This window comes from Mariniphaga sediminis (genome assembly GCF_003573545.1).
Classification (GTDB): domain Bacteria; phylum Bacteroidota; class Bacteroidia; order Bacteroidales; family Prolixibacteraceae; genus Mariniphaga; species Mariniphaga sediminis.
In genome coordinates this window covers 601,895-616,823 of sequence record NZ_QWET01000001.1, presented here as the reverse complement: position 1 = coordinate 616,823, position 14,929 = coordinate 601,895, and the positions used below count along the sequence as shown (strand labels likewise).

General features: G+C 43.6%; 13 protein-coding genes. 10 read left to right on the top strand and 3 right to left on the bottom strand.

Going from position 1 to position 14,929, the window contains the following annotated elements:
* Positions 1–77: 77 nt before the first annotated feature.
* From D1164_RS02260 to D1164_RS02235, 5 genes are all read left to right on the top strand, one after another.
* Positions 78–2,021, top strand: coding sequence for a DUF4914 family protein (locus D1164_RS02260; protein ID WP_119348346.1), 1,944 nt, complete (start codon positions 78–80; stop codon positions 2,019–2,021).
* A gap of 385 nt (positions 2,022–2,406) precedes the next feature.
* Positions 2,407–3,315 carry a sulfate adenylyltransferase subunit CysD gene (gene cysD, locus D1164_RS02250; RefSeq protein WP_119348290.1) on the top strand — a complete coding sequence of 303 codons (909 nt, stop codon included), beginning with the start codon at positions 2,407–2,409 and terminating at the stop codon, positions 3,313–3,315.
* A 110-nt stretch (positions 3,316–3,425) separates the two neighbouring features.
* On the top strand, positions 3,426–3,791 hold the full coding sequence (locus D1164_RS02245; RefSeq protein WP_119348289.1) for a four helix bundle protein: 366 nt from the start codon (positions 3,426–3,428) through the stop codon (positions 3,789–3,791).
* A gap of 52 nt (positions 3,792–3,843) precedes the next feature.
* Positions 3,844–5,769: a sulfate adenylyltransferase subunit CysN gene (gene cysN, locus D1164_RS02240; RefSeq protein ID WP_119348288.1), complete on the top strand. Its 1,926-nt coding sequence runs from the start codon at positions 3,844–3,846 to the stop codon at positions 5,767–5,769.
* Between the two features lie 7 nt (positions 5,770–5,776).
* Entirely contained in the window at positions 5,777–6,784 is a 1,008-nt protein-coding gene (locus D1164_RS02235; protein ID WP_119348287.1) for an NAD-dependent epimerase, read from the top strand.
* A 6-nt stretch (positions 6,785–6,790) separates the two neighbouring features.
* Here D1164_RS02235 and D1164_RS02230 read toward each other — a convergent pair whose 3' ends face one another.
* The 3 genes from D1164_RS02230 to D1164_RS02220 form a co-directional block, all read right to left on the bottom strand.
* A complete protein-coding gene (locus tag D1164_RS02230) occupies positions 6,791–7,306 on the bottom strand; it encodes a DUF4252 domain-containing protein (protein ID WP_119348286.1) in 516 nt (171 codons plus the stop codon).
* A gap of 77 nt (positions 7,307–7,383) precedes the next feature.
* The gene (locus tag D1164_RS02225) at positions 7,384–7,929 is read right to left on the bottom strand and encodes a hypothetical protein (protein ID WP_119348285.1); all 546 of its coding nucleotides are present in this window, start codon (positions 7,927–7,929) and stop codon (positions 7,384–7,386) included.
* Entirely contained in the window at positions 7,886–8,428 is a 543-nt protein-coding gene (locus tag D1164_RS02220) for an RNA polymerase sigma factor (RefSeq protein ID WP_119348284.1), read from the bottom strand. Before D1164_RS02220 ends, D1164_RS02225 begins: the two co-directional genes overlap by 44 nt.
* A 489-nt stretch (positions 8,429–8,917) precedes the next feature.
* On the opposite strand from D1164_RS02220, the gene D1164_RS02215 reads away from it, so the two are divergent.
* The 5 genes from D1164_RS02215 (at position 8,918) to D1164_RS02195 (ending at position 14,879) form a co-directional block, all read left to right on the top strand.
* Positions 8,918–9,175 (top strand): oxaloacetate decarboxylase, encoded by a 258-nt coding sequence (locus tag D1164_RS02215; RefSeq protein ID WP_119348283.1) that lies wholly within the window; start codon positions 8,918–8,920, stop codon positions 9,173–9,175.
* Positions 9,176–9,191: 16 nt separating this feature from the next.
* A complete protein-coding gene (locus tag D1164_RS02210) occupies positions 9,192–11,105 on the top strand; it encodes a biotin/lipoyl-containing protein (RefSeq protein ID WP_119348282.1) in 1,914 nt (637 codons plus the stop codon).
* A 4-nt stretch (positions 11,106–11,109) separates the two neighbouring features.
* Positions 11,110–12,315, top strand: a complete 1,206-nt coding sequence (locus tag D1164_RS02205; RefSeq protein ID WP_119348281.1) for a sodium ion-translocating decarboxylase subunit beta — start codon at positions 11,110–11,112, stop codon at positions 12,313–12,315.
* Positions 12,316–12,611: 296 nt separating this feature from the next.
* Positions 12,612–13,496: an SMP-30/gluconolactonase/LRE family protein gene (locus D1164_RS02200; RefSeq protein WP_119348280.1), complete on the top strand. Its 885-nt coding sequence runs from the start codon at positions 12,612–12,614 to the stop codon at positions 13,494–13,496.
* A gap of 138 nt (positions 13,497–13,634) precedes the next feature.
* A complete protein-coding gene (locus tag D1164_RS02195) occupies positions 13,635–14,879 on the top strand; it encodes a radical SAM protein (protein ID WP_119348279.1) in 1,245 nt (414 codons plus the stop codon).
* Positions 14,880–14,929 lie beyond the last annotated feature (50 nt).

The window sequence follows — 14,929 nt, the reverse complement described above, 5'->3', positions numbered from 1 at the left end:
ACTTTTGTTCCGTTGTAATACCGCACGAAACAATATTTCATCGGGCATGTTACACTAAAACAGAATAAAAGATGGTTATGGACAGTTTATTTAAAATTTTATCAGAAAAAAATATTCAATTGCCCGGTAATGTAACGGATGTATTGAAGGAGTGCAAAAGCCTTACGGTTTTCAATACAACCGATGAACTTGCCGATGCATCTACCAACGGCAAACAAAACAATGAATTCTTTGTAAAGTATGATATCCCCGGCAAAGGGGAATATACTGAAGCGGTGGTTCACCGGGTGAAAAACGGTATTTCGGCAAATTACACCGAACCCTACATGAGACGGCGGGACCCCGGAACAATGTCCATTGCGGACGACCTTCCCACCGATAAAAAACATTTCAGCGAAAAGTATGGATTTACTTTTTCTTCTATTCAGGAGGAGACCTTTGATTGGCTTAAAAAACAGGATCTGGCTTGTTTTTTCTATTTTGCCGGAAGGGAGAACATCGGTTCTGTCGGCATAGCCATTGCCCCGGCCAACGCAGCTTTTTTTGCAATGGGCCTGTCGATGTTACAACAAATTCTGGCGCCGCAGGATTTGGAAGAAAAGACAGAAGTCAAATCAGTTATTTTTGTTGCACCGGTATTCCGCCACACCCATTTCGATGGCAAACAGGTAGTTGTACATAACCGCACAGCCAATGTGCATGAACTTTATGCCTACAATCTTTATCCCGGGCCAAGTGCAAAAAAAGGACTTTACGGAGTACTACTCACCCAGGGTGAAAAGGAAGGATGGATTACGGCACACTGTTCTGCCGTCCAGTCGATCAGCCCCTACGATAACATCACTACCTTTATGCACGAAGGAGCCAGCGGAGGTGGAAAAAGTGAATTGCACCAGCACATTATCCGGGAAGTGGACGGCCGTGTACTGATTGGAAGAAACAGGGTTAACGGGGAAGAAAGGTTCATCAGTATTCCCAGGTTTTGTTCTTTCAGGGCAGTAGCTGACGATATGGCCCTGTGCCACCCTTCCCAGCAAAAGAAAAATGGTAAACTGTACATTCTGGATGCCGAAAATGCCTGGTTTGTTCGGGTTGACAGCGTGAAAGAATACGGCGACGATCCGCACCTTGAAAAGGCAACCATTTCCCCGGATAAACAGTTACTTTTCCTGAATATCGATACGGTTCCACAATCAACGGCCCTCATTTGGGACCATATCATGGACGAGCCCGGCAAGCCATGCCCCAACCCCAGGGTAATCCTGCCCCGCAGCAACGTAAAAAACATTGTAAACCATCCGGTTGGGGTAGACATCAGAAGCTTTGGTATCAGAACGCCAATGTGCAGCAGGGAAAATCCATCTTACGGGATTGTCGGATTGTTCCACATTTTACCCCCGGCGCTTGCCTGGCTTTGGAGACTTGTATCTCCCAGGGGGCACAACAACCCAAGCATTGTTGGCACAGGCGCCATGGAAAGCGAGGGGGTTGGTTCTTACTGGCCTTTTGCTACCGGGAAACGTGTTACACATGCCAATTTGCTGCTCGACCAGATTGTTAAAACACCAAGAACCACCTTTACCCTGGTTCCGAATCAAAATATTGGAGTCTGGCAAGTTGGGTTTAGACCTCAGCTCCTGATGCGTGAATATTTAACCCGGCGTGGGGTGGCAAGGTTAAGAAGTGATCAGTTCCAGCCTGCGAGATGCAGCTTGCTGGGTTACGAATTAAACTACCTTACGATTGAAAGCTCGAAAATTCCTACACGCTTTCTGAAGGTTTATAATCAGATAGAAGTGGGTACAGACGGTTATGATGCCGGCGCGGAAATATTACAGGATTTTTTCAAAAAAGAGCTGCAAAAATATTTAAAGGAAGACTTATACAGAACAGGTAAACGGATAATTGATGCATGCCTGTCAAATGCAACGTTGGAAGAGTATAACGAGATTATTCCGATGAGCTATCAGTACTCGTTCAGCCAAATTGAAGATTACGAACAAAACAATCATTTTATATAAATAAAAATAGTAAGATCGGGAGTCATTTCATGCAGAAACTTCATACTTTAATTCCTTATACTGATTCTAAATTTTTCATACATAAAGCGAGGTCTGCATCTCCCGGTCTTTTACATTTTTAAAATTCTGTACTTCCTTTTTTGACCAATTTGAATCAACCAAAAACAGATTATACATGAACAAAAAAATAGATGAAACGTTTTGCCCGTTTACGGATGTTTCCGGTATTTGCAAAATGGCAAAACTACTTCTTTGGTGAATAGTATTATCTTTGCCCTTCAATTTTGCCTGACAAAATACCGGAAAAATTGTTTGTAAATAAAGTAACAGAAAAAATTACATTCACAGAAGTTACTCAAGAAAGTAGAATATTTTATTCAGATTCATGAAGGAATACAGTTTAACAAACCTGCGTGAGCTTGAGGCCGAAGCCATTCATATTATCCGTGAAGTGGCGGCCGAGTTTGAGAACCCCGTAATGCTTTATTCTATCGGAAAAGACTCATCTGTAATGGTGCGGCTGGCCGAAAAAGCATTCTACCCTGGCAAGGTGCCGTTCCCACTCATGCACATCGACTCCAAATGGAAGTTCCGTGAAATGATAGAATTCAGGGATAATTATGCAAAAGAAAAAGGGTGGGATCTGATCGTCCATTATAATAAAAAAGGGTTCGAAAGCGGTATTGGCCCGTTTTCCCACGGAAGCAAAGTGCATACCGATGTAATGAAAACACAGGCGCTGCTTGAAGGACTCAGCAAGTATAAATTTGACGCTGCATTTGGCGGTGCCCGACGGGATGAAGAAAAATCACGCGCCAAAGAACGTATTTTTTCATTCCGCGATAAATTTCACCAATGGGATCCGAAAAACCAGCGCCCCGAATTGTGGAATATTTACAATGCCCGCGTTCATAAAGGAGAATCGATTCGGGTATTCCCCCTCAGTAACTGGACTGAACTGGACATCTGGCAATATATCAGGCTGGAAGAAATCCCCATCGTGCCGCTTTATTTCTCCAAAGAACGGCCCATTGTTGAAATGGATGGTAACCTGATTATGGCAGATGACGACCGGATGCCTAAAGAATTGGTAGAAAAAGCTCAAATGCGGAAAGTTCGCTTCCGCACCCTTGGCTGTTATCCGCTCACAGGAGCCGTAGAATCAGAAGCCGACACCATTGAAAAAATAGTAGAGGAAATGATGACGGTCACTGTTTCAGAACGCACCACCCGTGTCATAGACTTCGACCAGGAAGCCAGCATGGAACAAAAGAAAAGAGAAGGATATTTCTAGAGGTTGTCTGCGTGTTACTTGTTACTGGTTGCCGGTTACTCGTTTACTGGTAAAAGGCTATACAATAAATCTATGAAAAGGTTAATATTTGAAAACCACAAATAGTGAAAATGGGGAGTTACAAAGACTTAGATATTTACAAAATAGCATTTGAACTCTCATTAAAAGTTCATAAGCTTAGTCTTGAATTGCCACATTTTGAATTGTATGAACAGGGTGCTCAAGTAAGACGATCATCTAAAAGTATAAAAGATCAGATTGTAGAAGGATATGGAAGAAGACGCTACAAGGCCGATTTTACAAAATTTCTAATTTACGCTCAGGCATCAAATGATGAATGCGCAAATCAAATAAAAACTATCGTTGCCCTTTATCCTGATAAAAAAGGATGGAACGAACTAGCCGAAGGATATGAAATTCTCGGAATGAAAATATACAAGTTTATACAGTATGTGGAAAAGAGTTGGAAAACCTAACCAGCAACCAACAACAAGCAACAAGTAACAAATAACCAGCAACAAAATAACAATGACAACACTAACAAACAATCTTGACATCCGCGCTTTCCTTGATCAGGATCAGAAAAAAGACCTGCTCCGGCTGTTGACCGCCGGTTCGGTTGATGATGGAAAATCGACCCTCATCGGACGATTGATGTTCGACAGTAAAATGATTTACGAAGACCAGCTGGCAGCGCTGGAACGTGACAGCAAACGGGTAGGACATGCCGGTGAAGACATTGACTATGCGCTGCTACTCGACGGACTGAAAGCAGAACGGGAACAAGGAATTACCATAGATGTGGCTTACCGCTATTTCTCCACAGCGAAACGAAAGTTTATTATTGCGGACACACCGGGACACGAACAATACACCCGTAACATGATTACAGGCGGTTCCACTGCAAACCTGGCCATCATCCTCATCGATGCCACCAAAGGAGTAATTACCCAAACCCGCCGGCACACCTTTTTAGTGTCATTGCTTGGCATCAAACATGTTGTGTTGGCTGTAAATAAAATGGACCTGGTAGATTTCAGTCAAAAAATTTTCGACGATATATGTTCCGACTACAAAAAATTTGTAACCCAACTTGATATCCCGGATGTAAATTTCATTCCCCTTTCGGCGCTCAAAGGTGACAATGTGGTGGAGCTTTCACCCAAAATGCCCTGGTACCATGGGAAAAGCATGCTTGAATTCCTGGAAGCAGTGCATGTTAGCAGCGACCGCAACTACGACGATTTCCGGTTCCCGGTGCAGTATGTACTCCGTCCCGATCGCGACTTCCGCGGTTTTGCCGGACAAGTAGCCTCTGGCATTGTCAAACCGGGTGATTCAATTATGGCATTGCCATCGCGCAAAACATCAAAAGTAAAGGCCATTCCGGGATACGATGGCGACCAGGAACAGGCATTTCCTCCCCAATCGGTTACGCTAGTGCTGGAAGACGAAATAGACATCTCCCGTGGTGAAATGCTGGTCAACCCGGATAATCTGCCGCGCATGGAACGTCATTTCGAAGCGATGCTGGTTTGGATGGATGAAGAGCCCATGGATATTTCCACCCAGTTTTTTCTGAAACAAACCACCAACACTACACGTGCCCGAATCGATATGATTCGCCATAAAGTGGATGTAAATACACTGGAAAAATCCGAAGTAAAAAATCTCACACTCAATGAAATCGGCCGGGCTGTGCTAACTACTGCCAAGCCCCTCTTTTTCGATCCGTATAAAAAAAATAAGAACACCGGTTCTTTTGTATTGATACATCCGGTTACAAACAATACCGTGGCCGTAGGAATGATTCTTGATAAGCTCGACAGTAAAAACCTGCCTTCGAGGATTACCGATGTTGAAAAAGAAACAATCCGGAAAGGAAAATCGTTAATCTCCGCCGAAAGCAGAGAAAAAAGGTTCAACCAGAAAGGGATGACCCTTTGGTTCACAGGATTACACGGCTCGGGTAAAAATGAGCTGGCATTCAGCCTTGAAAAAAAGTTATTTGATGATGGCGCCACCGTAGTATTGCTGGATGGCAGTTCGGTGCGCCCCGGCCTTAGCCGCGAACTGGATTTTTCACCTGCCGACCGGGCAGAAAACCTGCGTCGGGTAGCCCATATCTGTAAAATCCTTAATGACCAGGGAATTATTACAATCTGTTCCTTTATTTCGCGAAATAACTCCATTCGCGGACAGGTATCAGAAATTATCGGACAAGACAAGTTTCACCTGTTTTTTATGGATGCTTCGCTGGAGTACTGCCGAAACAACAAACCTGAATTGTACAAAAAAGCCGACAAGGGCGAAACGGAAAACCTACCGGGGGCTGATTTGGAATTTGAGAAACCAGCCCATGCAAATCTCGTATTTAACCCCGAAGAAAATGAACTCAACCTTGATCGGATTTCGGATTACCTGGAGAAAAACAAAATTTTTCCTTTAAAATAGTTTGGAAATGAAAATACTGGTGACAGGTTCTGCCGGATTTATTGGGTTTCACCTCGTGAATAAACTGCTGAAGCAAGGGGCTTCAGTTGTGGGAATTGACAACATCAATGACTATTATTCTCCTGAATTAAAATTCTCAAGGCTCCGGGAGGCGGGTATTTCAAAGGATTCCGCAAACTGGAATCAAAAAATTACCAGTACAAAGGATGCAGGTTATTCTTTTGTACGAATGAACCTTGAGGACCGTGAAGCTCTGAATCATTTGTTTGAAACCGAGAATTTTGATTTTGTTTGTAACCTGGCGGCACAGGCCGGCGTGCGCTACAGTATTGAAAACCCGCATGCCTATATAAACAGCAATATTGCAGGCTTTATGAACATTTTGGAAGCCTGCCGGCACCATCCGGTAAAACACCTGGTTTACGCCAGTTCTTCCAGTGTGTACGGCAATAGTTCCAAAATGCCGCTTTCCACATCCGATCCGGTGGACCACCCCATAAGTTTATACGCTGCCACAAAAAAAAGCAATGAGCTGATGGCGTATACATACAGCCATCTTTATAACATTCCGGCCACCGGGCTTCGCTTTTTTACGGTTTACGGTCCCTGGGGAAGGCCCGACATGGCCTATTTCCTTTTTACCCGGGCCATTTTGGAAGGAACGCCCATAAAGGTGTTCAACCACGGCGATTTGTACCGGGATTTTACCTACATCGATGATATTGTGGAAGGTGTGGTCAAGGTATTGGCAGGAATTCCTGCAGAAAGTCCGCCTTATCAAATTTATAATATCGGAAATTCAACCCCGGTTAAACTGTTGGATTTCATCGAAACAATTGAAAAGGCGCTGGGGAAGAAAGCAGTGAAAGAATATAGGGAAATGCAGCCCGGGGATGTGTATAAAACATTTGCAGATGTTAGCGACCTTCAGAAAAATTTGGGATATTCCCCCGATACCCCGCTGGAAAAAGGTATCGGGGAATTTGTAAAATGGTACAATTCCTATTTTAAATAACCTGTTTTACTTTTCCACTTTTTTCACTTGTCCCCCCAAATCAATATCCAGTGATTTGGTAATTTTACCAATATTCTCCGGATCGATAATACCACTGATACTAATGAGCGCATTGTCGTCACCCCCAACCACAAGAATCAAATCTGAAAATTTGCCGTTGCCCCCGTCTTTAGCCAGAAAACGCACCACCTCATCAGATTCGGTCACTTCCATTAAAACTTCATAATCATTCTTTTTGAAAAATCCGTCCTTTTCCAGTTCGGCAAAAAAATCAAGTTTGTCGTTTAGCTCATCATCTTCCACTGTCAGAATACGAATTCCACTCAGTTTCGAAAGCATTTCGCTGGCCGCCTCATCGCCGGTATCTATCGCGCTGGCAAACCCCAGCAACTTTCCGGAGATATTCACGGTGGTAAACCCTTCCTTGTTGGCATATTTTTCAAATAACCTGTCAACCGGGCTTTTTTGAGCAAACACTGCCAGCGGCAGCATCAGCGATAGTATAAAAATCAACTTTTTCATGGTTTTTAGTATTAATGTTTTTAAAATTTTACTTCCACATCTTCCTTATAAATTATACGCTCTGCAGCGGCCTGGTGCTACTGTCCGTTTTTTTCTCCGCTACCCATTGTTTCTATCAGTTCCAAATATTCATTCACAGGCTCTATCCCTTTCTGTAAGGGTTGTGTTGCTGTTTGTAATTTATTGAAATTCGACAAGGCTGCCAGTCCTTTGTTATATTTTGCCGAAACGTAACCCAAAGTCTGTTCTGCATACGCATACGCCGCTTCGGGGTCATCGAAGGTGTCTTCAAACGACTCGTTTCTTTGCTGATACATCAACATCCCCCCGATTACAAGTATTACAGAAGCGGCAATACCCGTCACCTTCTGCCACAACCCGCGGTACCGAATTTTTTCTTTTGATTCATTTTCCAGGATGAAATCCATAATTTCTTCTTCAAACTTTTCATCCCGGTCTGTTGTGGCCGACTCAGAAATTCCACTAAAAAAATCAATATACTCCCTCCACTCTTCTGCTACATCTCCGGATTGAAAGTAAGCCTGCAGTGCTCTTTCTTCCACACTTGTACTTTCTCCGTCAAAATAGCGTTGCAGCAAATGTTTTACTTCTTTCTTTTCCATCTGAATTCAACTTTAAAAATTCATCCCTCACCTTTTTTCTTGCCCGCGACAGATTTACCCTGATAGCATTTACCTGCAAACCCGTCATTTCTGAAATCTCTTCGTACTCCAGTTGTTCAATATCGCGCAACTGCATCACATTACGTTGTATTTCCGGCAGCCTCCCGATGAGTGCTTTTATCTGGCCGGCAGCCTCACTCATTTCAATTTGTTCATGAACATCAATGGTTTCCTCTTTCAGCCTGTTCTCCTTTTCGGCATCTATGGGCACTACCCTTTTTGCCCTGATAATGTCGAGACACCGGTTCCGCGTCATACGCATCGCAAAAGCCTCAACATTTTCAATCCGGTCCAGTTCATCCTTTTTTTGCCAGAGTTTCAGGAATATGTCCTGCACAACATCCCTCGCTTCGTCTTCGTCCTTCAGAAAATGCACTGCAAAACGGAGTAACTTTTTACTCACAGGCAATACTTTTGTTTTAAAATCACTGGCAACCATTTACTTTTCTGTTTTTCGCCTGCCTATTCCGGCATGTCATCAAAGGTAAGACGGAGTGAGTTACAATTCATTACATCACATATATTTTTTTACAATCAAAAACACCACACAAAAATTAACTGAAATGAACAACGCCATGATATCATAAAAACGAATATCGATTATTAAGACAGTTTTAAATTTTCTGATCTCAATTCTAAATTAGAATGAAAATCCCAAAAAATGCTTCATTTTTGCCATCATGAACCAAATTTTTTTACAAAATATCACAACCGGGATACTGTTTTTTGAATCAGATGCCTCTCCGCCTTCATAATTTTTTAATTCGACGGGATTAATTTTTGAGTGTTCCGTTAGCGTAAACGGAATTTGATTTTTTCACACCCACTTTTCATTTTTCAATCATTTTAAATTGAAATGCGGTTTTGTCGTGTCCAAGGCCGGGGAGGATCTGTTTAGTTGATAATAAAATAAATATAAGATAAAACAATGGAACAAAGTTTAAATAATGCATTCGCCATCCTGGTAGTTGGAATGATTACCGTCCTTTTGATATTAGGGTTGGTTGTCGTTCTCGGAAATCTTTTAATCCGGATAACCAATAAATTCTGGCCTCAGTCTGAAAACACCGGAAAAGCCGGAAGCGGCTCAGCAGGAATTCACACCGGCACTCTTTCGGCTATTGTGGCTGCTGTTGAGGCAGTGACGGGTGGCAAAGGCAAAGTAACCAAAGTAGAAAAAAAATAACCAAAAGATAATTATCATGGCAAAAGAAATCAAATTCAGTTTATTGTACCGCGACATGTGGCAATCGTCGGGGAAATACGTACCAACGGTTAGTCAGTTATTGAAAGTGGCTCCGGCCATTATCGATATGGGGTGTTTTGCCCGAGTAGAGACCAATGGTGGAGGCTTTGAGCAAATTAACCTGCTGTTTGGAGAAAATCCCAATGCCGCAAACCGTCAGTGGACACAGCCATTTAATGATGCCGGAATTCAGACCCACATGCTTGAAAGGGCACTGAATGGTATCCGCATGAGCCCGGTTCCTGCCGATGTGCGCAGATTGATGTACAAAGTGAAGAAAAAGCAGGGAACCGATATTGCCCGGTCATTTTGCGGATTGAACGATCCCCGTAACCTCGAAGGCTCTGTAAAATATGCCAAAGAGGGCGGAATGATTTCGCAGGCAGCCCTTAGTCTGACTGTATCCGAAGTACACACCGTGGAATATTACACCCAACTGGCCGATACCCTCATTGAGATGGGAGCCGACGAAATTTGTGTAAAAGACATGGCAGGAATCGGACGTCCGGCCTTTATCGGAAAGATTGTAAAAAATATTAAAGACAGGCATCCCGCTACTCCCGTTCAGTACCACGGCCATTCAGGGCCTGGTTTTTCCATGGCATCTATTCTGGAAGTAGCTCGTGCAGGTGCAGAATATATTGATGTGGCCATGGAACCACTTTCGTGGGGAACAGGTCACGCAGACGTGCTTGCCGTGCAGGAAATGTTGAAAGATGCCGGGTTTAAAGTGCCCGAAATCAACATGAATGCCTACATGGAAGTGCGCGCACTCACCCAAAGTTTCATCGACGAATTTTTAGGATATTACATCAATCCCAAAAACAGGCTGATGAACTCGTTGCTGACTGGCCCCGGTCTGCCAGGAGGGATGATGGGAAGCTTAATGGCTGACCTGGAAAACAACCTGACCAGTTTGAACAAATGGCTTTCGAAACGAGGAAAACCTGAGTTGACACAGGATGACTTGTTGATTAAATTATTCGATGAGGTATCCCATATTTGGCCTATGCTGGGATATCCACCGCTGGTAACCCCGTTTAGCCAGTATGTAAAAAACCTGGCTCTTATGAATGTCATTCAGCTTGAAAAAGGAAAAGAACGGTGGTCGATGATTGCCGACAATATATGGGACATGATCCTGGGTAAATCGGGTAAACTGCCCGGAGAACTCCATCCTGACATTATTAAACTGGCAGAAAATCAAGGGAAAGAATTCTACACCGGAAACCCACAGGATTTGTATCCGGACAAGTTGGACGAATTCCGCACAGAAATGAAGGAAAACGGCTGGGACTTTGGCCAGGACGATGAGGAACTGTTTGAACTGGCCATGCACCCGGAACAATACAGGGCTTACAAATCGGGGCAAGCCAAAGCTGCCTTTGAAGCCGATCTGGCAGAAAAGAAAACGGAAAAAGCAAAAGCCGGGACTCCGGTACCTGCTCCGGCACCTGCCAACGGATGTACTCCGAAAGAACTGCATGTGGAGGTGAACGGAGAGAAATACGTTGTCAATATTTCTTACCCGGAAGTAAACGGGAATGGAACAAACGGACATGGAACAAATGGCCACGGAACAAACGGAAATACTTCCAATGCAGCACCGGTAAACACACCGGCTCAAACGAACGGACAACTGAAAGAGGTTACCGCACCGCTGGAAGGAAAATTTTTCCTCACCAAAGATGCATCTGAAACAGCCCTAAAAATGGGTGACCAGATTAATAAAGGTGATGTTATTGGCTACATTGAGTCGATGAAAACATACAACGCCATTGTCGCTGAAGATGCCGGAAAAATCATGGAAATTTGTCTTGCCAACGGCGACGCCGTCGACGAAGAGGACGTAATCATAAAAATGCAGTAACCCTATGCAGGACATTTTTTCAAGTTTATTCGAAATGACAGCCTTTGGTACCATTAGTTACCAAACTGTCATTATGTGGCTCATTGCTTTTGTACTGCTTTATCTGGGTATCAAGAAAAAATACGAGCCGTTATTGCTGGTTCCCATAGGATTTGGCGTTTTGGTCGCCAACTTTCCCGGAGCCGAAATGGGTATTGTAGACGCATCGAACATTGATTTGGGAGATGGTCGTTACAAAAACCTGTTTGAAATTGCTCACGAATATGGAATCCTGAACTTCCTCTATTATTCGCTGATTAAAACAGGATTTTTGCCTCCCATTATTTTTATGGGAGTGGGTGCTTTAACAGACTTTGGCCCCATGCTCCGCAATTTGCGGCTGGCCTTTTTTGGTGCTGCGGCCCAGATTGGAATTTTCACGGTACTGATTGCTGCTATTCTGCTGGGATTCGACTTAAACGAAGCGGCCTCGCTGGGAATAATCGGTGGCGCTGATGGTCCTACAGCCATTTACACTACCATTAAACTGGCGCCGCACCTTTTGGGGCCCATTGCCATTGCGGCCTATTCATACATGGCACTGGTACCTGTCATTATTCCGTTAATAGCTAAAATGCTGATTTCAAAAAAGGAATTCACCATCAACATGCGGGAGATGGATAAAAAATTTCCACCAAAGCATAAGATCAAGAACCTGAAAACAGTGAAAATAATTTTTCCGATTGCCCTCGGAACGGTGGTTGCCATTTTTGTACCCTCGTCGGTACCACTTCTGGGGATGCTGCTTTTTGGGAACCTGATAAAAGAGATTGGTACCTCTACAAGCCGGCTTGCCGATGCAGCCACCGGCCCGATTATGAACACAGCAACAATTTTTCTCGGACTGACTGTTGGAGCTACGATGACTTCAGAAGTTTTTCTTACGTCAAAAACACTTGGCATTATTGCCGGAGGATTTATTGCTTTCGCCTTATCGGTTGCCGGGGGAATTTTAGCCGTAAAAGGATACAATCTTTTTGCCTCAAAAAAAATCAATCCACTGATTGGGGCAACGGGTCTGAGTGCTGTTCCAATGGCCTCCCGGGTAGCCAACGAAATGGCGTTAAAATATAATCCTGCAAATCACATATTGCAATACTGTATGGCAAGTAACATTTCAGGAGTTATTGGCTCGGCGGTAGCAGCCGGCGTACTGATTTCACTGGTGTAAAAGCTGTTTTCGTATTATTTAGTAAAAAGAGAATTCCCGGGGGCTGCGGCTTGCCGGGAATTTTTCTTATATAAAGGATGGCATTTCCTTCATAATCCTTCCCTAAAAATTTATTATTTTAACCCCATAATAAACGCTGGTCTTGTAATTTTGCAGCAATATGCAATAAAAGCAAATCCTGCACATGCAAGCAGCAAGTCTCAACAGAGTACTCCGATCCAATGGATAAAACAGCGAAAGAAATGTTCAGGGGAGCACCGTAAAGACCAGCAAGCTAAATAATTGAAATAAAAATAATGAAAAGCGTAAGTGTATTTGTTTTAGTGTTCCTTTCCCTTTCTGTTTTTGCACAGAAAAACGGAATCATTGCAAAAAATGCAACCGTTGAAAAAGCCGGGGGAGATTTCTCATTTACCGAAGGTCCTGCAGTAGCTTCCGACGGAAGGATTTACTTTACAGATCAACCCAATGACCGGATCTACATTTGGGATGAAAAAGAAGGCATTTCCCTGTGGATGGAAGAAAGTGGCAGATCCAACGGACTGTATTTTAACAAAGCTGGAAAACTCATGGCCTGTGCCGATTTACACAACCAACTGGTAGCATTCAGCGAGAATAAAAAGATGCAGGTCGTGTTTGAAAATTATAACGGCTCTCACCTGAACGGACCAAACGATTTGTGGATTGCCCCCAACGGAGGCATCTATTTTACCGATCCGTACTACCACCGGAAATACTGGGAAGAGAACCATGCTGAATTACAGGATACCCGCGGGGTATATTACCTGAACCCTCAGGGTAAAATTACCCGTGTGATTGATGACTACAAACAGCCAAACGGATTAATCGGAACGCCTGACGGAAAAACGTTGTACGTAGCCGATATCAACGACAAAAAAATATGGAAGTATAACATCGGGCCCGACGGAAACCTTTCCAACAAAAAGTATTTTGCGCCACACGGCTCCGACGGGATGACCATGGACAACAAAGGCAATGTATACCTCACCAGGGGCAAGGTGTGGGTCTATTCCCCGAAAGGGAAACTGATACAAGAAATTGATATTCCGGAAAGCCCGTCGAATGTTTGTTTTGGAGGGAAAAAGCGTAACATTCTTTTTATCACAGCACGCACATCGGTTTATACTCTGAAGATGAAAGTAAAGGGAGTGGACGAATAAAAAAAGACCCAACATTTTTTTGGCTCATCTTCCGTTTTTTTCTGAAAAAAAATTTAGCTTCGCCCTGTTCCCAACAGGTGACATTTGCCATGTACTTTTGGGAAAGCCTCTGTTCAATAAACTGCATATTATGTATAAATGGAAGCTTTCGACAATTACCTGAACAACCTTTTAAACAGACACAAAGAGAACTTTTCAGATTATTCAAACATCCGGTGGCTAAACCCTTACCAGGCACCAAAAGTGCAGGAAACCAGAGATCGGCTCACAAAAAACCTGGCCGGGAATATGCTCTTTAAAGAAACCAAATTTTATCATCACCAGCTTTCAAAAGGGTGCAAACTGTGCGGACTGGGTACCTGGAGTTGCCTGTTTATTACAAATAAATGTAATGCCAACTGTTTTTACTGCCCATCCTCTCAAAAAAACGACGAAGTTCCGGCCACTCAAAGCCTGACATTTGAAAATGCGGAGAGCTATGCCGGATACATCAATTTTTTCGGATTCAAAGGAGTGAGTTTCAGTGGAGGAGAACCCTTGCTGTTTTTTGATCGCACCCTGCACTACCTGAAAACCATACGAAAAATGTGTGCGCCCGATATTTACACCTGGATGTACACCAACGGTATTCTGGCCGATTCAAAAAAATTCAGGAAACTGGCCGCCGCTGGTCTCAACGAAGTGCGATTTGATATTGGGGCAACCGGTTACCGGCTCGAAAAGGTGAGGACAGCAAAAGGCATTGTTCCCCACATCACCATTGAAATTCCGGCCGTACCGGAGGAAAAGGAGAAACTGAAACAATTGCTTCCCCAAATGATTGAAGCGGGCGTGACCAACCTGAACCTGCATCAGTTACGGCTCACCAAACACAACGCAACGAAAATGCTGCAACGCAACTATACCTTCATCCCGGCAGAACAACCCGTGGTGATGGAATCGGAACTGGCCGCACTTGAAATACTCCATTTTGCGCATGAAAAAAAACTGGAAATAGGAATAAACTACTGCTCCTTCTTCTTTAAAAACCGCTTTCAGCAGGCAGGTTTCCGAAAACAACTCGGCAAGGCACTGGCAACTCCCGGCGCCGTTATCACCGAAAAGGGATTTATTCGTGAACTTACAGAAAATACCATCGGATACAAAGCATTGGTTATTTCGGAAAACGGACCAACGGGAACCCATTGCACCGAACTGCAACTTCCGCAAAAAACCTGCTATGTAAAATCAGAAACAGCCATGAAACCCCAAACGGTGGATGCAGATACAAAAGCCCGGCTGGAAATACTACTAAAAAACGAACCTGCAAAAATCCCTGAAGATGAATTCCTTTTTCGAATCTGGCAAATGGAATACATAGAGAAAGGACTGCGCGAATATTAGTTCTCAAATACCGGGGCAATATATGGTCAGAAAAATAGAATAACCTTCTT